The 19609-nt window shown below is 68.9% G+C and carries 15 protein-coding genes; 12 read left to right on the top strand and 3 right to left on the bottom strand.

Annotated features, from left to right (window positions below):
• Positions 1–143: 143 nt before the first annotated feature.
• Entirely contained in the window at positions 144–1124 is a 981-nt protein-coding gene (locus ABD466_RS07515) for an acetylxylan esterase (RefSeq protein WP_344656217.1), read from the bottom strand.
• 20 nt (positions 1125–1144) lie between these two features.
• Entirely contained in the window at positions 1145–2197 is a 1053-nt protein-coding gene (locus ABD466_RS07520; protein ID WP_344656218.1) for a LacI family DNA-binding transcriptional regulator, read from the bottom strand.
• Positions 2198–2370: 173 nt separating this feature from the next.
• Between ABD466_RS07520 and ABD466_RS07525 the strand changes: the two genes are divergently transcribed.
• From ABD466_RS07525 to ABD466_RS07575, 11 genes are all read left to right on the top strand, one after another.
• A complete protein-coding gene (locus tag ABD466_RS07525) occupies positions 2371–4746 on the top strand; it encodes a beta-xylosidase/alpha-l-arabinosidase (protein ID WP_344656219.1) in 2376 nt (791 codons plus the stop codon).
• Positions 4743–5777 carry an ABC transporter permease gene (locus ABD466_RS07530; protein ID WP_344656220.1) on the top strand — a complete coding sequence of 345 codons (1035 nt, stop codon included), beginning with the start codon at positions 4743–4745 and terminating at the stop codon, positions 5775–5777. Before ABD466_RS07525 ends, ABD466_RS07530 begins: the two co-directional genes overlap by 4 nt.
• 11 nt (positions 5778–5788) lie before the next feature.
• Positions 5789–6706 (top strand): carbohydrate ABC transporter permease, encoded by a 918-nt coding sequence (locus ABD466_RS07535; RefSeq protein WP_344656384.1) that lies wholly within the window; start codon positions 5789–5791, stop codon positions 6704–6706.
• 82 nt (positions 6707–6788) lie between these two features.
• The gene (locus ABD466_RS07540) at positions 6789–8444 is read left to right on the top strand and encodes an ABC transporter substrate-binding protein (RefSeq protein WP_344656221.1); all 1656 of its coding nucleotides are present in this window, start codon (positions 6789–6791) and stop codon (positions 8442–8444) included.
• A 58-nt stretch (positions 8445–8502) separates the two neighbouring features.
• The gene (locus ABD466_RS07545; RefSeq protein WP_344656222.1) at positions 8503–10050 is read left to right on the top strand and encodes a GH39 family glycosyl hydrolase; all 1548 of its coding nucleotides are present in this window, start codon (positions 8503–8505) and stop codon (positions 10048–10050) included.
• Positions 10047–10766 carry a YesL family protein gene (locus ABD466_RS07550; protein WP_344656223.1) on the top strand — a complete coding sequence of 240 codons (720 nt, stop codon included), beginning with the start codon at positions 10047–10049 and terminating at the stop codon, positions 10764–10766. Before ABD466_RS07545 ends, ABD466_RS07550 begins: the two co-directional genes overlap by 4 nt.
• Positions 10763–12796 carry a beta-galactosidase gene (locus ABD466_RS07555; RefSeq protein ID WP_344656224.1) on the top strand — a complete coding sequence of 678 codons (2034 nt, stop codon included), beginning with the start codon at positions 10763–10765 and terminating at the stop codon, positions 12794–12796. The genes ABD466_RS07550 and ABD466_RS07555 overlap by 4 nt, the downstream gene beginning before the upstream one ends.
• Positions 12796–14793 (top strand): alpha-glucuronidase, encoded by a 1998-nt coding sequence (locus ABD466_RS07560; protein WP_344656225.1) that lies wholly within the window; start codon positions 12796–12798, stop codon positions 14791–14793. Before ABD466_RS07555 ends, ABD466_RS07560 begins: the two co-directional genes overlap by 1 nt.
• 458 nt (positions 14794–15251) lie before the next feature.
• The gene (locus tag ABD466_RS07565) at positions 15252–15644 is read left to right on the top strand and encodes a peptidase inhibitor family I36 protein (RefSeq protein WP_344656226.1); all 393 of its coding nucleotides are present in this window, start codon (positions 15252–15254) and stop codon (positions 15642–15644) included.
• Between the two features lie 420 nt (positions 15645–16064).
• A complete protein-coding gene (locus tag ABD466_RS07570) occupies positions 16065–16535 on the top strand; it encodes a nuclear transport factor 2 family protein (RefSeq protein ID WP_344656227.1) in 471 nt (156 codons plus the stop codon).
• A 2-nt stretch (positions 16536–16537) separates the two neighbouring features.
• On the top strand, positions 16538–17341 hold the full coding sequence (locus ABD466_RS07575; RefSeq protein ID WP_344656228.1) for a MerR family transcriptional regulator: 804 nt from the start codon (positions 16538–16540) through the stop codon (positions 17339–17341).
• A gap of 283 nt (positions 17342–17624) precedes the next feature.
• On the opposite strand, the gene ABD466_RS07580 is transcribed toward ABD466_RS07575, so the two are convergent.
• Positions 17625–18614, bottom strand: coding sequence for a LysR family transcriptional regulator (locus ABD466_RS07580; protein WP_344656229.1), 990 nt, complete (start codon positions 18612–18614; stop codon positions 17625–17627).
• Positions 18615–18685: 71 nt separating this feature from the next.
• On the opposite strand from ABD466_RS07580, the gene ABD466_RS07585 reads away from it, so the two are divergent.
• The gene (locus ABD466_RS07585) at positions 18686–19606 is read left to right on the top strand and encodes a cyclase family protein (protein ID WP_344656230.1); all 921 of its coding nucleotides are present in this window, start codon (positions 18686–18688) and stop codon (positions 19604–19606) included.
• Positions 19607–19609: the final 3 nt, after the last annotated feature.

Here is a 19609-nt window from a genome sequence, read left to right on the forward strand (position 1 = left end):
CATGACTTCCCTTGGGGCACCGGCCACAGCGCCGAACCACGACGTCGCGCTGACGCTGGCGGCGGGACATCCGCGGTCAGGCCTGGGGCTGCCGGAACCCGTGCCGCAAAGCAGGGCCCGCACTCGTGATGATCGGCCCGGTATCAGGCGCTCACCGCGAGGTGGGAACGCAGCCACCGCAGCTGCCGCCCGGTGTGGACCGCGTCGCCGCCCTCATGGTGGTTGAACGAGTAGACATGCATGGTGCGGTCCTCGGCGCCGTAGTGGTTGTAGGCCGCGAACACGGTGCTCGGCGGGCTGACGGTGTCGCGCAGACCGGCTCCGAAGTGGGCGGGTGCAACAGCCCGGCGTGCGAAGCTGACGCCGTCCACGTAGGAAAGCGTGCGCCGGACCGCCTCCTCGGCGTCGCGGTGCACCGACAGGTAGTTCACGATCTCCCCGTAGGGCGCGCTGTCGGTGATGTCGATCGCGCGCTGGAGGTGGCACAGGAACGGCGCCGAGACCATCACCGCGGCCAGGTCGGGAACCAGCCCGGCGGCTGCGAGCGCCAACCCGCCTCCCTGGCTGTTGCCGACGACCGCGACCCGGGTCGGGTCCACTCCCGGCAGCGCCCTGACCGCCCCGACCGCCCGTACGGCGTCGGTGATCAGTCTCCGGTAGTAGTAGTCCGCGGGGTCCAGCACGCCGCGCGTCATCACTCCGGGTCCGCCGAGCGCGGTCGCCCGCGGGTCGGGTGTGGCACCGCCGGTGCCGTACAGATCGCCCTGCCCCCGTGCGTCCATCAGCAAGTGCGCGTAGCCGGCCGCCACCCAGGTCAATCGCTCATGGGGCAGGCCGCGGCCCCGGCCGTATCCGACGAACTCCACGACGGCGGGCAGCGGGGCGTCGTTTCCCGCGGGCCGGGAGTACCAGGCCCGGATCGGGTCGCCGCCGAAGCCGGGGAAGGTGACGTCCCAGGTTCGGACGATTTCGAGGTCTGTGGTTTCGGGCTGGACGTCGAGGAGTGGCGGGCACCCCTCGGCCGTGGCCAGGGACGCCTTCCAGTACGCGTCGAAGTCGGAGGGTTCGGGAACATCCGGAAGATAGGTTTCGAGCTGGTCGAGTGGAAGATCGAACAGGGCCATGAGGCTCCCCCGGTTTGGCGTCAGTGGTTCGTGTTCATCGCAGGCGCGGTGCTCTCCCGCACCACCAACTCCGTGACCAGATCGATCCGGCTGGTCCGCGGCTTCTCGCCGCGCGCCAAGTCCAGCACCATGTGCGTCGCGGTCCCCGCCATGTCCCGCAGCGGCTGGTCGACGGTGGTCAACGGCGGGTCGGTCCAGGCGGCGACCTCGAGGTTGTCGTAACCGATCACCGACAGCCCGCTCGGCACGTCGATCCCCAGCTGCCGAGCCGCCCGCAGTACCCCCATGGCCTGCATGTCGGAGCCGGCGAACACCGCGGTCGGCCGGTCAGGGCGGTCCAGCAACGACATCCCGTGCTCGAAGCCGGCGTCGACATAGAACGTGCCGTAGCGGATCAGCTCCGGATCGACCTCGATCCCCGCCTCCTCGTGCGCAGCGCGGAAGCCGGCCAGCCGGGCCCTGCTGCACAGCACGTCTTCGGGCCCTGAAATGATCGCGATCCTCCGGTGCCCGAGCTCCAGCAGGTGCCGGGTCGCGAGCAGCCCGCCGTTCCAGTTGTTGGAGCCGACCGTGGGGACGGAGGCGGTCGTGGCGCTGTCGGTGTCGACGACCGCGAACGGGATGTCCTGCCGCCGCAGCTGCTCCTGCTGGGCCTGCGTCGGGCTGCAGAGCACGAACAGCACGCCGAGCGGCCGCCGCGCCAGCACCGCCTCGAGCCAGTGCGCCGGCGGATGGTGCTTGCCGCCGAGCTGCGACAGCAGCAGGCCCACACCCGCCGGCTCGGTCACCGCCTCCACTCCGCGGATGATCTCCATCGACCACCCCGAGTCGAACTCGTGGAAGACCACGTCGATCTGCCCGGCCCCGGACGGCTTCTTGCGGCCGCGGCGTCGGTACTGGTGCCGCTCCAGGCTCTCCTCGACCTTCGTCCGGGTATCCGGCGCGACGTCGGCGCGGCCGTTGAGCACCTTGGACACCGTCGCCACCGACACCCCCACCTCGTCGGCGATCGCCGCGATGGTGGTGGTCGGCGCTGCCGCGTCGGAACCGCTCCCCGGTCCCAGAGCTGCCATCGAAACCTCATCAGTCCTTAACGAAAGTTTCGGCCAGAATAGCAGCAGATCAGGACCTCGATGCAATCCCTTGACACGCGTGACGGCCGCCTCTAGCCTACCGCAACACATCCCGAAACATTGTCGAAACTTTCGAATAATCGAACCTGTGTTGAGCGAGGCGAGAGGACGGCATGACCAGTCAGGTGTCCGCCACGGACGGCGCCCCGGGCGCCGTCCCGTCATGGCGCAACCCCGATCTCCCACCCCGGCGACGCGCCGACGCGCTCATCCCGCTGATGACGCTGGAGGAGAAGGTCGCGCAACTGGCCGGGGTGTGGGTCGGCGCCGACGCCTCCGGCGCCGGTGTCGCCCCGCACCAGGAGGACATGGCCCACGTCGATTGGGAGGACGTGATCCGGCACGGACTGGGGCAGCTGACCCGGCCGTTCGGAACCGCACCGATCGATCCGCTGGCCGGCGCCCGGTCCCTGGCCGCGTCCCAGGCCCGGATCGCCGCCGCCAGCCGATTCGGCATCCCGGCGCAGGTGCACGAGGAGTGCCTGACGGGCTTCGCGACGTGGGGCGCGACCGCGTATCCGGCGCCACTGGCCTGGGGCGCGTCGTTCGATCCGGAGCTGGTGGAGCAGATGGCCGGCCGGATCGGCCGTTCGATGCGCGCGGTGGGCGTGCACCAGGGTCTGGCCCCGGTGCTGGACGTGACCCGCGACTACCGCTGGGGCCGCACCGAGGAGACGATCGGCGAGGATCCCCATCTGGTGGGCCAGATCGGCGCGGCGTATGTCAGGGGTCTGGAGAAGGCCGGGATCGTCGCGACGCTCAAGCACTTCGCCGGGTATTCGGCTTCCCGGGGCGGACGCAACCTCGGGCCGGTGCCGATGGGCCGGCGGGAGCTGGCGGACGTCGTCCTGCCGCCCTTCGAAGCAGCCCTGCGGCTCGGCGGCGCGCGCTCGGTGATGAACTCCTACTCCGAGATCGACGGAGTCCCGGCCGCCGCCGACGAGGAACTGCTGACCGGGCTGCTCCGGGAGAAGTGGGGCTTCGACGGCACGGTCGTCTCCGACTACTTCGCTGTGCGCTTCCTCCAGTCGCTGCACGCGGTCGCGGCCGATTCCGTCGAGGCCGCGGATCTGGCCCTGCGCGCCGGGATCGACGTGGAACTGCCGACCGTGGACGTCTTCGGCACACCGCTGACAGAGGCGGTGCGCGCCGGAGCCGTCGACGAAGCGCTGATCGACCGAGCCCTGCACAGGGTGCTGGTCCAGAAAGCGGAACTGGGCCTGCTCGACCCGGACTGGCAGCCGATGCCGGACGCGCTCGAGAACGGCGAGGTGGATTTGAACGACGACGAGGACCGCGCGGTCGCCCTGCGTCTGGCCCGTCAGTCGGTCACCGTCCTGCGTAACGACGACGCGATCCTTCCGCTGGCTCCCGGCAGACGCGTGGCGCTGGTCGGCCCGGTCGCGGACGACCCGATGGCGATGCTGGGCTGCTATTCGTTTCCCGCGCATGTTAGCGCTAACACCGGCCACGGCCTGGGCCTGGAGATACCGTCCCTGCGCGAGGCCCTCAGCACGACGATCCCGGACCTGGTCTACGAACCCGGCTGCGCGATATCCGACCCCGACACCTCCGGTATCGCCGCCGCGGCCGCCGCGGCCGAAGCCGCCGACGTCTGCGTCCTGGCCGTCGGCGACCGAGCCGGCCTGTTCGGTCGCGGCACCTCCGGCGAAGGCTGCGACGCGGCCGACCTGAATCTGCCGGGCGTGCAGGCCGACCTGGTGCGCGCCGTGCTGGCCACCGGAACCCCGGTGGTCCTGGTGGTGCTGGCCGGCCGGCCCTACGCCCTGGGCGAGGAGGCGGCCGGCGCGGCGGGCGTGATCTACGCCTTCTTCGCCGGCCAGTGCGGCGGCCAGGCCATCGCCGAGATCCTGACCGGAGCGGTGAACCCCTCCGGCCGGCTCCCGGTCAGCGTCCCCCGCGACGCCGGCGGCCTGCCCACCACCTACCTGGCGCCGCCGCTGGGCCGCCGATCACAGGTGTCCTCGGTCGATCCGACCCCGGCGTTCCCGTTCGGCCACGGCCTGAGCTACACGACCTTCGCCTGGGGCGAGGCCACGGCCGACGGCACCGAGTGGCCGGTCGACGGCGAGGCCACGGTCCGCATCGACGTCACCAACACCGGACAGCGCGACGGAACCGAGGTGGTCCAGCTCTATCTGCACGACCCCGTGGCCCAAACCACCCGCCCCGTCGTCCAGCTGATCGGCTTCGTCCGGGTGGATCTGGCGCCCGGCCAGACCGCGACGGTGACCTTCGAGGTCCCCGCCGACCTCACCTCGTTCACCGGCCGGCGCGGCACCCGGATCGTCGAACCCGGCGACGTGGAGCTGCGCTTCGGCCGCTCCAGCGGCGACCCGGCGGCGACCGTGCGGCTGCGGCTGACCGGCGCCGAGCGCGCACTCGGCCCGGACCGCCGCCTGACCTCACACATCCGCGTGGAGCGGTCGCAGCCCGCCACGCCATCACAACCGGGGAGCCGAGCATGAGCATCGCCCACACCGCGGATCCACCCGCCGATCCGCCACCGGGCAGGGCGGGCGGAGCGGGAAGCGCGGGCAGGCCCGGCAGCCCCGGCGCGCCGAGCAGGCGACAAGCCCGGCCGCCGAAGGCCGAGCGCAGGACCTGGCGCCGAGCGCTGCGCCGCGACTGGCAGCTGTATTCGCTGGCGGTCCTGCCGGTGGCGTTCTTCGTCGTCTTCCGCTACCTGCCGATGATCGGCAACGTCATCGCCTTCCGGCGCTACGTCCCCGGCGGCAGCCTGTTCGGCGAGAAGTGGGTCGGCCTGCGCTACTTCCGCATGTTCATGGGCGATCCGGAGTTCTGGCACGTCTTCACCAACACCCTGATCCTCGGCGCCGTGACGCTCCTGTTCACCTTCCCGCTGCCGATCGTTCTGGCGCTGCTGCTGAACGAGGTCCGCTCGGCCAAACTCAAGCGGTTCGTGCAGTCGGTGTCCTACCTGCCGCACTTCCTGTCGATCGTGGTCGTCGCCGGCCTGATCACGCAGCTGCTGTCGGTGAACGGCGCGGTGAACCAGGGGCTGCGCGCGGTCGGCCACACGCCGATCCCGTTCCTGCAGCAGCCCGAGTGGTTCCGGACCATCTACGTGTCCTCCGAAGTCTGGCAGGGCCTGGGCTGGGGCACGATCCTCTACCTGGCGGCCCTGACCACCATCGACCACCAGCTCTACGAACAGGCCCGGATCGACGGCGCCAACCGCTGGCGGCAGACCTGGCACGTCACCCTGCCGGGCATCCGGCCGACGATGGTGACGCTGCTCATCTTGAACATCGGCACCTTCATGGCGGTCGGGTTCGAGAAGATCCTGCTGCTGTACAACCCGCTGACGTACCCCACGGCCGACGTCATCCCGACGTACCTGTACCGGGTCGGCGTGGTGTCGGGCAGCTTCAGTTACGGTGCGGCGATCGGCCTGTTCGAGTCGGTGATCGGCCTGATCCTGGTGGTCGCGGCCAACCGGATCTCCCGGCGCGCGGTGGGGAGCGGGCTGTGGTGACGCTGAACAGCGTGCGCCGGGCACGCCGGAAGCCGCGCGGCGCCGACCGCGCGCCGAGCCCGGAGACCAGCCGCGGCTACCGGATCTTCCAGGTCTTCAACGCCCTGATTCTCGCCGGCGTGGTCGTGGTGACGCTGTATCCGTTCGTGAACATCGTCGCGCAGTCCTTCAGCTCCGAGGGCGCCATCACCGCCGGACACGTGAACCTGGTCCCCCACGGCTTCAATCTCACCACCTACAAGAAGGTGATGTCGGACTCGGAGTTCTGGCAGAACTACCGCAACACGGTCCTGTACACGGTCCTCGCCACCGCCATCTCGATGGTGCTGACCACCTGCTACGCCTACGTGCTGTCCAAGAAGCACCTCAAGGGCCGCAAGGTCCTGATCGCGATCGCGCTGTTCACCATGTTCTTCAACGGCGGCCTGATCCCGAACTATGTGCTGGTCACCGACCTGGGCCTGCGCAACAGCGTGTGGGCGATCGTGCTGCCGAACGCGATCAGCGTGTTCAACCTCCTGATCATGAAGTCGTTCTTCGAGAACCTGCCGGCCGAACTGGAGGAGGCGGCCGCGGTCGACGGCCTGAACACCTACGGGATCCTGGGCCGCATCGTGCTGCCGCTGTCCAAGGCGGTGCTGGCCACGATGGTCCTCTTCTACGCGGTGTCCTTCTGGAACTCGTGGTTCTCGGCGTTCCTGTACATGGACCGCTCGAGCCTGTTCCCGGTCACCGTCTACCTCCGCAACCTGATCGCCGGCGCGTCCGGCGGCACCGACCAGTCGGCCGCCAGCGACGCCGCCCTCCAGATCGCCTCGAACATCCAGGCCGTGACCATCGTGCTCACGGTGCTCCCGATCCTGACCGTCTACCCCTTCGTCCAGCGGTACTTCGTCAAGGGCGTGATGCTCGGTGCGGTCAAGGGCTAGCCACCTCGCCACCTTCCCGACAGGAAAAGGCACATTTCAGCGCACCACTGATCCGGCACCACCGACCACAAGGAGTTCTCCCGTGAACCAGATATCCCGGCGCGGTTTCCTGGGCGCGACCACCGCCGGCATGGCCGGCCTGACGCTCACCGCGTGTGGCGGCGGCAGCGACGGCGGCTCCAAGCCGAGCAGCAAGCTGGCGGCGAACCGCACCGGTGCGATGGACAAGTTCGGCGTCGGTGACCAGTTCAAGGCGACGGTCCCGCTGTCGTTCTCGGTCATGCTGCTGAGCAACGCCAACTACCCCTACAAGGCCGACTGGGCGTTCTGGTCGGAGCTGACCAAGCGAACCAACGTCACCCTGCAACCGACGGTGATCCCGGCCAGCGACTACAACCAGAAGCGCAGCGTCATGGTCAGCGCGGGCAACGCCCCGACGCTGATCCCGAAGACGTACCACCCGGACGAGGAGGCGTTCATCTCCGGCGGCGCGATCCTGCCGGTCAGCGACTACCTGGACCTGATGCCGAACTTCCAGGACAAGGTCGCCAAGTGGAACCTGGCCGGCGACCTGGACCAGCTGCGCGAGGCCGACGGCAAGTTCTACCTGCTGCCGGGTCTGCACCAGGACGTGTGGAAGGACTACTCGCTGGCCATCCGCACCGACATCCTGAAGCAGCTGAACCTGCAGGTCCCGCAGACCTGGGACGACCTGACCACCGTGCTGCGGGCGATGAAGCAGGCCTACCCGAACCAGTACCCGTTCTCCGACCGCTGGAGCACCCCGCCGCAGCCCGGTGCCAACAACCTGCTGGCGATCGTCGGCGAGGCCCACGGTGTCTGGGCCGGCTGGAGCTACCAGCACGCGAACTGGAACGCCGACGCCGGCAAGTTCGAGTACACCGGCGCGACGGACAAGTACAAGGCCGTGCTCCAGTATCTCAATACCCTGGTGAGTGAGAAGCTGCTGGACCCGGAGAGCTTCACCCAGAGCGACGACGCCGCCCGGCAGAAGTTCGCCGACGGCCAGTCCTTCGTGATCAGCGCCAACGCCCAGGAGCTGGTCAATCACTACCGCAAGGACATCGCCAAGATCTCCGGAGCCACGGTCGTCAAGATCCCGGTGCCGACGGGCCCGATCGGCGCGGCCAAGACCGGCATCCGCACCGAGAACGGCATGATGATCTCCAGCAAGGCCAAGGAGGGCAAGGACTTCGTCGCGCTGATGCAGTTCATCGACTGGCTCTGGTACTCCGACGCGGGTGAGATGTTCGCCAAGTGGGGCATACAGGGCACGACCTACACCGGCAGCGTGGACGACGGCAGCTTCAAGCTGGCCCCCGACGTCACCTGGGCCGGGATCAACCCCACCGGCACCAAGAACCTCCAGGTCGACTACGGGTTCTCCAACGGCGTGTTCGCCTACGGCGGCAGCACCAACCTGCTCCACTCCCAGTTCCCGCCGGAGGAACTGGAGTTCCAGAAGGTGATGGACGCGCGCAAGACCCTGCCGCTGCCCCCGCCGGCCCCGCTGAGCTCGGACGACCGCGAGCAGGCGACGCTGTGGCAGACCTCGCTGAGGGACTACGTCGATCAGCAGACCCTGAAGTTCATCCTCGGCAAGCGCCCGCTGTCGGAGTGGTCGGCGTACGTCTCCGAGCTCAAGAGCAAGAACAGCGACCAGTACATCAAGCTCGTGAACCAGGCTTACCAGGACTTCAAGAAGAACCACGGCTGAGCCCGGCCGGCCGGCCACCGAGCGCGCACAGATCCAGACCCTGACAAGGAGTAGAACGGTGCCGGATCCCATCATCGTCCCGGAGCGGGCCGCGGGCCCGCTGAGCCAGGCCTGGCGGCAGTGCGTCGGTACCGGCCGCTTCGAGCTGGCGCTACGCCGGGACTACCAGGACTCCCTCGCACTGATCCAGCGGGAGATCGGGTTCCGGCACATCCGGGGCCACGGCCTGTTCTGCGACGGCGTCGGGGTGTACCAGCCCTACCGATATCAGGGCTCTGATCATGTCCGGTACGCGTTCGGATACCTCGACCAGGTCGTCGACGCCTACCTGGAGCTGGGAATCCAGCCCTTCCTGGAACTCGGGTTCATGCCGGAGGCGCTGGCCTCGGGCGATCAGACGGTGTTCTGGTGGAAGGGCAACGTCACTCCCCCGCGGTCCTGGACCGCGTGGGCGGACCTGGTACGGGCCACACTGGCACACCTGATCGAGCGCTACGGGCTCCAGACGGTGCGGCAGTGGCCCATCGAGGTCTGGAACGAGCCCAATCTGAAGGACTTCTGGCTCGGCGCCGACCGGGACGCGTACCACCGGCTGTACGAGGTGACGGCCCACGCCGTGAAGGAGGTCGACGCCGCCCTGCAGGTGGGCGGCCCGGCCATCTCCCCCGGCGCGGACGAGTGGCTGGCGCCGTTCGCGGAGTTCGTCACCGAGCGTTCGGTGCCGGTGGACTTCGTCAGCCGCCACGCCTACACCTCCGGTCCGGCCCAGCATGTCCCGTTCGGTGTGCATCAGACCCTGGTGCCGGCCTCGCACCTGCTGGAACAGTTCGCCGCGCCGCGCACGCACCTGCGCGGCACGGCGCTGGCCGAGTTGCCGGTGCACATCACGGAGTTCAACTCGTCCTACCGGCCCGACAACCCCGTGCACGACACCGCGTTCCACGCCGCGTACCTCGCGCCGGTGCTGGCCGCGGGCGGCGACCTCGTGGATTCCTTCTCCTACTGGACGTTCAGCGACATGTTCGAGGAGGCCGGCGTTCCGACCTCGCTGTTCCACGGCGGGTTCGGGCTGCTCACGCACCGGCAGGTCAAGAAGCCCACATTCCATCTGTACGCGTTCATGGCGCGCATGGGCGAGGAGGTGCTGGCGCGCGGCGACGACCACCTGGTCTGCCGCCGCGCGGACGGCGCGGTGACCGTGCTGGCCTGGGGTCCGGTGGACGTGACCGGGCTCGAGCCGGCGGCGGCCGGACACCGGGTGCGGCTGTCGGTACCGATCGGGACGTCGGCGCGATCGGCGTTCGCTTTGCGTTCCTCGGTCAGCGAGGAAGCGGGCAACGTGTGGGCGGCGTGGGGCGAGATGGGCCGGCCCGCGTCCCCGACCGAGCGGCAACTCAGTGTTCTGCGGGAGACGGCCGAACCCTCGCGACGTCATGAGGCCTTGGGCGTCGCGGACGGCCGCGTGGAACTCGACCTGGTGCTGGACCGGCATGAGGTGACTCTGGTCGAGGTCAGCGCGGTGCGGGACGAGACGCCGCCGTGGTGGGACGAGCGGCGGTTGCTCGGGCTGACGACGGACATCGGCGAAACGGAGGATGCACGATGAAACGCGAAGCCGCGGCCACGTCCGCGCACGTCGGCGACCGCGCAGCCGCGCGGCAGTTCGGCGAGGGCCCGCTGGCCCGGGTCACCGCACCGGTCTACGGCTTCCTGGTGCTGGACCTGCTGTTGCTGGCCACCACTCTGCCCACGCTGATCGCCCTGGTCGTCCTGGAACGGGACGCGAGCAACGCCCCGCTGGCCGTCGCCTGCGCGCTCCCGGTCGGTCCGGCGCTGTCCGCCGCCCTCTACGCGCTGCGGCACCGCCCGCGGGACCTCACCGATCTCCGTCCGGCCGCGGCGTTCCGGCGCGGCTACAAGATGAACGCCGTCGGCGTGCTGAAAGTCTGGGTCCCCTACCTCGCCGGGATGGCGCTGATCGCCGAGAACCTGTCCCACGCCCAGGCCGCCGCGATACCGGCCTGGTGGCGGACCGCACTGGTGGTCATCGCGGTGGCGGCGACGCTGTGGATGATCAATGCTCTGATCATCACCTCGCTGTTCGCCTTCCGTGCCGTCGACGTCGCACGCCTGGCGGCCTACTTCCTCGGCCGCACGCGCGGCGTGACGCTGGGGAACCTCGGCGTCCTGATCGCCGCCACGGCGGTCGTCGGCATCTTCTCCGAAGCGGTGCTCGCGCTGTTCGCGGTGCTGTTCGCCGCCGCCTTGCTACACGTCTGCTCACCGTTGGCCGAACAGGTCGAGAAGGACTTCACCGCATGACCCAGCCCGCGACCGCGAAGATCCCCTTCGGCGGCGACTACAACCCGGAGCAGTGGCCGCAGGAGGTGTGGGACCAGGACTACCGCCTGTTCGACGCCGCCGCCGTCGACACGGTCACGCTCGGAGTCTTCGACTGGGCCCTGATTCAGCCCGCGCCCGACGTCTACGATTTCACCCTGCTGGACCGCATCGTGGAGCGGGCCGTCGCCGAGGGACGGCAGATCTGCATGGCGACCGCCACCGGTGCGCATCCGGCGTGGCTGGCCCGGGCCCATCCGGAGGTGACGCGTGTCGACTTCGAGGGCCGGCGGCACCGCTTCGGTCAGCGGCACAACTCCTGTCCCAGCTCTCCGGTCTTCCGCCGGCTCTCCGCCGAGCTGGCCCGCCGGGTCGCGCGGCGCTATGCCGGCCAGCCGGCGGTCATCGCTTGGCACGTCGGCAACGAGTACGGCGGCGCCTGCTACTGCGAGCTGTGCGCGGCCGGGTTCCGTCAGTGGCTGCGGGAGCGGTACGGCTCGCTGGAGGCGCTGAACACCGCCTGGTACACGACGTTCTGGGCACACACCTTCACCGACTGGGACCAGATCGAGCCGCCGTCGGCGCTGACCGAGCACTGGCGCGGGCCGGACCACACCGCGTTCCAGGGCATCACGCTGGATTACCGCCGCTTCATGTCCGAGGCGATGCTGGCGAACTTCACCGCCGAGAAGGCCGCGATCCGGGAGTCGAGCCCGGACGTGCCGGTCACCACCAACTTCATGGGCATGTACCAGCCGATCGACTACCACCGCTGGGCCCCGCACCTGGACTTCGCGTCCTGGGACAACTACCCGCCGGACGACACCTCGCAGGTCCGCATGGCCCTGACCCACGATCTGATGCGCGGCCTGAAGGACGGACAGCCGTTCTGGGTGATGGAGCAGACGCCGAGCACGACGGCCTCGCGGGACGTCAATCCGCTCAAGCGGCCCGGGTTGATGCGGCTGTGGAGCTGGCAGGCGGTCGCGCACGGCGCGGACGCGTTGCTGTTCTTCCAGATGCGCGCCTCGCGCGGGGCCTGCGAGAAGTACCACGGCGCGGTGATCGGACACGGCGGGCGCGCGGACACCCGGGTGTTCCGCGAGGTCGCCGAGGTCGGGGCGGAGCTGGAGCGGCTGGGTGGCGCGGTGCTCGGGGCGCGCACGCCGGCGCGGGTCGCGTTGCTGTTCGACTGGGACAGCTGGTGGGCGGTCGAGATGACCGACGGGCTGTCGCGGCTGGTGCGGTATCAGCAGGTCGTGTCGGCGTACTACCGCGCCTTGTGGGACGTCGGGGTCGACGTCGACGTGGTGCCGGTGACGAAGGATCTCGAGGGCTACGACGTGGTCGTGGCGCCGTTGCTGCACATGCTGAAGGGTGATGTGGCGGCGCGGTTGGAGGCTGTGACGGCACGCGGCGGGTCGGTGGTGACGACGTTCTTGTCAGGGCGAGTCGACGAGGACGACAACGCTTTCCTGATGGACGTGCCCGGGCCTTTGGGGCGGCTGGCCGGGGTGCGGGTGGACGAGTGGGATGCGCGGGGGCCGGAGGTGGTCAATCCGGTGCAGCTGCGTGACGGGGATGACGAGATCGAGGTGGCCTCCCAGCTCTTCTTCGAGATCGTCATCCCGGATACCGCCGAGACGATCGGCACCTACGGCGCTGATTTCTACGCCGGTACGCCCGCGGTCACACGCAACACCTTCGGCGCGGGGCACGCCTGGTACATCGGGGCCGGGCTTGAGCAGGCAGGCGTTTCGTGGGTGATGCGCCGAGTGCTGGCTCGGCACGACATCGAACTGCGCTATCCCGCTGTTCGGGACCTTGAGACGGCGGTGCGGGTCACGCCGGACGGGTCCAGGGTGCTCTTCCTGCTCAACCATCGAGCCGAGGCCGTCGAGGTGACCGCTGATCGCAGCGGTATCGATCTGCTGACGGGGCTGCGCGTCGTGGTCGGCGATCCGGTCGAGATCGCGGCGCGGGGCGTCATGCTGCTACGCGAGGAGGACTGATGACGGGTGCGCATGCGGCGTGGCTGCCGGCCGCGGCGTTCAGGGCGATCGGGTCGCGTCGGTCGGCGGTTCACGGCCGCGGATTGCTCGTCGAGACCGTTCGGCAGGAGCTTCGTGACGCCTGCGCGCGTTTCGGCGGCAGCTCCGAGGCCGACGATGACGCCGAGCTCGTTCTCACATCCGATACCCGGCCCGGGTCACCGGCCACGGACCTCGGCCCGGAGGGTTTCACGCTGGCCCGGCAGGACGGGGTCACGGTCCTGGTGGCGGGCGGACCGGCTGGGATTCTGTACGGGTTCTTCCATGTTGTGCGGCTCGGCGAGGAGGCGTTCGGTGCGGACTTTCCCGTACAGACGCACCGTCCCGCGATGCGGCGCCGGATGCTCGACCACTGGGACAACGTCGCGGTGCACGAGGTGATGGGACAGGTCGAGCGCGGCTATTCCGGCGGCTCCATATTCTGGTCCGACGGCGCGCTGACGAAGGACCTGGAGCGCGTCCGCGCGTACGGCCGGTTGCTGGCGGCGAGCGGCGTCAACGCGGTCTCGGTCAACAACGTCAACGTGCACGCCACCGAAGCGCGGCTGCTGACCGACCGGCTGGACGATGTCGCGGCGCTGGCCGACGAGCTGCGTCCGTATGGAATCCGGGTGCACCTGTCCGTCGACTTCGCCGCCCCGGTTTCCGTCGGCGGCCTGAGGAGCGCCGATCCGCTGGATCCGGCGGTACGTCAGTGGTGGGCCGGGGCGTCGGCGCGGGTCTATGAGCACATCCCGGATTTCGGGGGCTACGTCGTGAAGGCGGATTCCGAGGGCCAGCCGGGCCCGTTCGCCTACGGCCGCAGCCACGCCGACGGCGCGAACATGCTCGCCGACGCGCTGGCCCCGCACGACGGCGTGGTGCACTGGCGGGCGTTCGTCTACAACCACCGGCAGGATTGGCGTGACCGCTCCACGGACCGGGCGCGCGCGGCCCACGACCACTTCGCGCCGCTGGACGGGCAGTTCCGCGACAGCGTGATCGTGCAGGTCAAGTACGGCCCCATCGACTTCCAACCGCGCGAGCCGGTCTCGCCGGTGCTCGCGGCGATGCCGAACACGCGGCTGGCCGTGGAGGTGCAGATCACGCAGGAGTACACCGGACAGCAGCGGCACGTCTGCTATCTGGCCCCGTTGTGGCGGGAAGTGCTCGGGTTCCGGCCTTGGCGTGCGGCCGGGGCGGCCATCGCCGAGGTGGTAGCCGGCGGAGGCGGCATGGTCGGCGTGTCCAACGTCGGCGACGACCGCTTCTGGACCGGGCATCCGCTGGCACAGGCCAATCTCTATGCGTTCGGCCGACTGGCTTGGAATCCGTCGCTGGAGCCGGCGGCGATCCTCGACGAGTGGATCGGCCTCACCTTCGCACGTGGTGCGGACGGCGTGCCCGAACAGCTTCGGCGCACTCTACACGCGATCATGGACGACTCGTGGCGCACCTATGAGGATTACACCGCGCCGCTCGGCGTCGGGTTCATGGTCAGCCCCGCCAATCATCATTACGGCCCTGACATCGACGGCTACGAATACAGCGCTTGGGGCACGTACCACTTCGCGGACCGGGACGGCATCGGCGTCGACCGGAGCCTGGCCACCGGGACCGGCTACGCGGCGCAGTATCCGAGGCCCTGGTCGGACACGTTTGAGTCGCCGGCCACATGCCCCGACGAACTGCTGCTGTTCTTCCATCACGTCCCCTACATCCACGTCCTGCACAGCGGGGTGACGGTCATCCAGCACATTTACGACACTCATTTCTCCGGGGCCGAGCGGGTCCACGCCATGCGGTCTTCATGGCAGGAGATCGAGCAGGCCGACCTCGTCGATGGCGATCTGTACGCGCGAGTGGCCGAACGCCTGGACGAGCAGGTGCGCAGCGCCGAGGAGTGGCGTGATCAAATGAACGCGTACTTCTTCCGCAAGTCCGGCATCCCCGACGCGCAAGGCCGGAGGATCTACTGACGAAGCGTACGGCGGTTCGCCGAACCGCTGAGGCCGCGCCGGGAGCCGACAACGGTCGGGGCACTGCCAGCGCGCTGGCCGCCGTCCTTCTCCAGCTCTCGGCTGTGCCGGACTTTCGGCTGACGGACTCGTCGATCACCGTCACGCGGGTGCGGCAAGCATCTGTCACCGGCTCGTTTCCAGGTTGGTCAGCACGAGCAGGGCGCGCAGCAGGCTCGTGGCGCGTGCGGGTTCAGCCGCCGCGGACGCTCAATTGGGGCCATCGCCCAGCCGGAGCGCCATAGCTCTCATCCGGCGCCGGCCACGGCGCCACAGCGATCGCTTGCTGCCCCCGGGCGCAAAGTGAGCCATTCCAGTGATTGTTCGTGTAGATGCCTTGTGCCTCCATGCCCAGCGCGTACCGCTCTCCCATGATGCGAGAAGCCGGGGAACCTCCCCCGCCAACCGAGGAGAATTCCATGAAGCTTCGCCTGCCCGTCCTGGGCGCTGCCGTGCTCGCCAGCCTGGCCGCCCTCCCCATCCAGTCGGCCTCCGCCGCTCCCCAGACTGTGAACGTCCTCCCCGCTGGGCAGGGCGCCGCTCTGTGCCGTGACGGGTTCGTTTGCCTCTACCAGAACTACGGGCTCAACCAGACGAACGGCCCGGTCCTGCTCGCCGACGAGTCCATCGGCTGGCTCTCGGACTACAACTTCGACAAGACGGTCAGCTCAGTCTGCAACCACACTGGAACGCCCATCACGCTCTACTCGCAGCCCGGCTTCCAAGGTGTCACCTTCACCGTGGCATCCGGCCACTGCACCGACGTACCCGCTCCCTTCAACGACCAGGCATCCTCGCTCATGCTGGACTGACAGCACGGATGTGCGGCGGCGTCTCCGCAGGGGAAGACGTCGCCGCACGCGACTGGACGAGAGCACAAAGAGCAAACTCAAAACCCACAAGGAGCGCGGGACAATTCACCCTCGGGGTGGCTGGGGCGGCCGGCCGAGGTCGCGACGGACCAGAACCCGCGAAGACCTCCCCGCCCGACGATCTATACGGCAGACACCACCAACCTGTTGCGATGCCCGAGGACCCCTCATGGTCTCCTGATGTGGGCCCAAAGTGGGCCCGTCGCCGAAGCTCGAGCCAATTCGGGTACCTGTCCTGCGGGTGCCCAAGACAGTCCCGAGTGGTGCGGCATCAGCGGCTGGTCCTGATCCTCCGGCCGGCGATTCGGTGAGGAAGAGCAGCTTGACTCTCACCCGGCTCGAAGGCTCATGATGCGCTGCATGGTCATGGATCAATTGACGATCGCGCATCGTTTCGCGGCCGCCTTCAACGTACGCGACGTCGAGCAAGTCATCGAGGTGTTCGCTCCCGACATCGCCTACCACGATCTGTTCTACGGCACTTATAGCGGGCATGCCGACCTGCGGATTTTGTTCGGGCGCATGTATGCCGAGGGCGCACGCTCGCAGTGGACGATTCGCACTGCGACTGTCAGCGAGTCACGCACCGTCGGCGAATGGAGCTTCGAATTCACTTTCAGTGACCGGGCTGCGCGCGGAGCAGGCCGGACTCTCCGCTACGACGGGGTATCGGTGTTCGAGACCCGGGACGGTCGCTGCCACACCTATCGTGAGTATTTCGATCGTACCGAGACGCTGTTCGCGGCCGGCTTCCCGGCCGAGTCTGTGGGCCGGATCGTTCGCCGCAGACCCTCAGTCCACGTCGAACTGCCGCATGCGGAAGCGCGATAGCGGTGGACGACGGCGAATGGCTGCTGATCGCCGAGTTCGCGCGCCGTTGCCGATTGCCGGTCTCGACCCTGAGGTACTACGACAGAGTTCGGCTTCTCCCCCCTGCGAGCGTCGACCCCGTCACGGGCTACCGTCGCTACCGCGCCGGCCAACTGCCCACCGCGGTCACCATCGCCCGTCTTCGGGCAGCCGGCACCTCACCCGAAGTCATCGCCCGCATCCTGCGCGGCGGGCTCGCGGCCGCCTCGGCACTCGCCGACGAGCGCCGCCGTCTCAACGAGGAAATAGCGGAACGCACGCGGTCCTTGGCGTATCTCGACGGTCTCTCCCAACTGGCGTCGCTCGAACCCGGGGTCCCGCACCAGGTCGAGCTGCCGCCGATGCAGGTTCCGGCGCTAAGTTTCAGCGCCGATTTCACAGCGCTGACCGCCACCGTCGTGCGCAGCATCGCCGCGCTGAGGACGGAGCTCCGCAGACGACAGCAGCTCCCGCCCCAGGTGGGATGGGGAGCCCTGCTACCCCTCGATCTCGAGGAGCGCGTGGAAGGTCATGTGTTCGCCTGCAACGGCAGCACTGTGCCCGCCGACGGGCTTGCCGGCATCGCTCTTCCCTCCGGCCCAGCGTTCGAAATCGCCCATGCCGGCGGCCACGACGACCTATCCTCCAGTTACCACCATGTCCTGACCACAGTCGGGCACAGCGGCTTCCGGCCCGCCGGCAATGTCATCGAGCGCTATTCGAGCCCGTCGCAGGACTACCCGCTCCGAGTCCGTATCCATGTCCCGGTCGACCTTGCCGAAGGGTGAGCCCGGGTCGCAGCGAATGATCAGATCCAGGTGATGGCCGCACTTGGCTTCGACCGGCTCGCCCTGATCGGCCGAGACGCGACGCCCGCCATCCATCGAGACTGGGCTGCCTGGGCCGGATGATCTTGGTCTAGCGGCTTCAGAACTCGGATCGCGGTGGGCCCGCGGACTTCTTCGGGAGGCCGCGGGCCCATTGTCGTTCGTACCTCAAGGACCCCAGCCCGTCGAACGTCACCGAGGACGGGGCCTGGTCTTTCATCGCCGTTCCTGGTCCGTCCGCGAACTATTCGCGGTCGCCGACCCGCCGAGTCCGTCGGCTCTTGCCGCTTGCGGCCGGCCGGTTGTGCGGCGTGGTGACCGGCATGAGGCCGAGCCCGACCGCTACTCCCTGAAGGGCGGTGACTACGGCGTTCGTCAGTGGTTCGGGGCCTGATGGCAGCTCGCGCCGCACCCCGGTGATGCGACGGTGGCCCGCGACCGGCACCGAGGGCAGAGCAACCGCATCGGGTGGGGCACCCGCGAGTGCCAGCATTGGAACGATCGCCGCGCCGAGCCCGGCTGCCACCAGCGCCAGGACGGTGGGGAACTCCAGGCACGTGTGGGCGCGTCGCGCGGTGAAGCCGTACTCGGCGGCGATCCTGTCCAACGCCCGGCCGCACGCCGTCTCCGGTGGGCCGGCGACCCACGGGCGGGCCGTCAGGTCCCTGATGGAGCGTGGCTGGGGCGACCAGCCCGTCGGCGTGACGATGCAGTACTCGTCATCGGCGACCGGGTCGCTGGCCAGGCCGTACAGCGACGCCGTGGGGACTTGGCCGTCGATGTCGTACTCCGAGACCACCAGGTCCAGTGCGCCGGTGCGCAGTTCCGAGAGTGCGTGCGGCCCTTCCAGCTCCACTACTCGGGGCTCGAGGTCAGGGTGGGTCTTCGCCAGTTCGAGCAGTGCCGGGACCAGCAGATGGCAGACCGCCGAGGAGAACGCCGCAATGGTCACCGGGCCGGTCAGCCTGCCGCTCAGTTCGGTCAGCTCACGACGGGCCTCGGCGAGTTCGTGCTCGATGCGTTCGGCGCGTGCGGCCAGGACCTGCCCCGCGGGGGTGAGTGCGGCCTTGCGGCGGGAGCGGTCGATCAGCGGCTGGCCGACCTCGCGCTCGAGTTGCGCAAGCTGCTGGGAGACCGCGGAGGGGGTCAGATGCAGCAGTTGCGCCGCGTCGGCCATGCCGCCGCGCAGCGCGACGGCGCGCAGGACCCGAAGGCGCCGGGGATCGAGCTCCATGAAGTTCTACTGTAGCAGCGCTTCAGAAACTCTCGCTTGTTATCAAGCGGAGCTTAATAGACGATCGAGTCATGAACGACGACAGCGAGCAGTGGCGGGTGCAGTTCGACGCCGCCGTGACCTTCGCCAACGGCGGAGCCTTGCAGACCCAGGAATTCCGGCTGGACGTGCCCGGTCCGGACATCAGCGACAGCGATCTGGGTGAGCTGTTCGTGCGCCATCTCGGGCTGCTGATGGTCGGCGAGGTGGTCATCAGCAACAAGCTGATGCTGCGCGAGCCGCACAAGGGGTCCCGTGGCACCGCAGGCGCCGAGCATCAGACGGCGCGCCGGACCGTCGACCTCAGTCATGAGATCCACCACGGGATGGTCACCTATCCGGGGCTGCCCGCGCCGGTGATCAGCGACCACCTCTCCAGGGAGGCGTCCCGCGACCACTACGCGCCGGGAACGGAGTTCTCCATCGGCCGCATCTCGATGGTCGCCAACACCGGCACGTACATCGACAGCCCCTTCCACCGTTTCGGCGACGGCCCCGACCTCGCGGCACTGCCGCTGTCCCGCCTGACCGACCTGGACGGCGTGGTGATCCGGGTCCTCGGCAGCGCGGAACGGGCGATCGAGCGGAGCGTGTTCCTGCCCTACGACGTGACGGGCAAGGCTGTCCTGATCCACACGGGCTGGGATGTGAACTGGGGCACCGAACGCTACGGCTCCGGTCATCCATTTCTGAGTGCGGATGCCGCCGCATGGCTGGTCGAGCAGCAGCCCGCGCTGGTCGGGATCGACTCGCTGAACATCGACGACACCGACGGCGGCACTCGCCCGGCGCACACCGCACTGCTGGCCGCCGGCATCCCGATCGTCGAGCACCTGTGCGGGCTGAACCAACTGCCCCCGTATGGCTTCCGGTTCCACGCCGCACCGCCGGCCGTCAAGGGCATGGAAACCTTCCCGATCCGGGCTTATGCCCTTGTGGGCGAGGAGCGGTAAGGC

This window comes from Catenulispora subtropica, assembly GCF_039531675.1.
Taxonomy (GTDB): domain Bacteria; phylum Actinomycetota; class Actinomycetes; order Streptomycetales; family Catenulisporaceae; genus Catenulispora; species Catenulispora subtropica.

What these genes read in the sequence shown, in the direction of transcription:
- ABD466_RS07515 (WP_344656217.1), bottom strand. Translation starts at nt 1,124, where the DNA reads ATGGCCCTGTTCGATCTTCCACTCGACCAGCTCGAAACCTATCTTCCG.
- ABD466_RS07560 (WP_344656225.1), top strand. Translation starts at nt 12,796, where the DNA reads ATGACGGGTGCGCATGCGGCGTGGCTGCCGGCCGCGGCGTTCAGGGCG.
- ABD466_RS07580 (WP_344656229.1), bottom strand. Translation starts at nt 18,614, where the DNA reads ATGGAGCTCGATCCCCGGCGCCTTCGGGTCCTGCGCGCCGTCGCGCTG.
- ABD466_RS07585 (WP_344656230.1), top strand. Translation starts at nt 18,686, where the DNA reads ATGAACGACGACAGCGAGCAGTGGCGGGTGCAGTTCGACGCCGCCGTG.
- ABD466_RS07555 (WP_344656224.1), top strand. Translation starts at nt 10,763, where the DNA reads ATGACCCAGCCCGCGACCGCGAAGATCCCCTTCGGCGGCGACTACAAC.
- ABD466_RS07530 (WP_344656220.1), top strand. Translation starts at nt 4,743, where the DNA reads ATGAGCATCGCCCACACCGCGGATCCACCCGCCGATCCGCCACCGGGC.
- ABD466_RS07565 (WP_344656226.1), top strand. Translation starts at nt 15,252, where the DNA reads ATGAAGCTTCGCCTGCCCGTCCTGGGCGCTGCCGTGCTCGCCAGCCTG.
- ABD466_RS07570 (WP_344656227.1), top strand. Translation starts at nt 16,065, where the DNA reads ATGGTCATGGATCAATTGACGATCGCGCATCGTTTCGCGGCCGCCTTC.
- ABD466_RS07520 (WP_344656218.1), bottom strand. Translation starts at nt 2,197, where the DNA reads ATGGCAGCTCTGGGACCGGGGAGCGGTTCCGACGCGGCAGCGCCGACC.
- ABD466_RS07550 (WP_344656223.1), top strand. Translation starts at nt 10,047, where the DNA reads ATGAAACGCGAAGCCGCGGCCACGTCCGCGCACGTCGGCGACCGCGCA.
- ABD466_RS07525 (WP_344656219.1), top strand. Translation starts at nt 2,371, where the DNA reads ATGACCAGTCAGGTGTCCGCCACGGACGGCGCCCCGGGCGCCGTCCCG.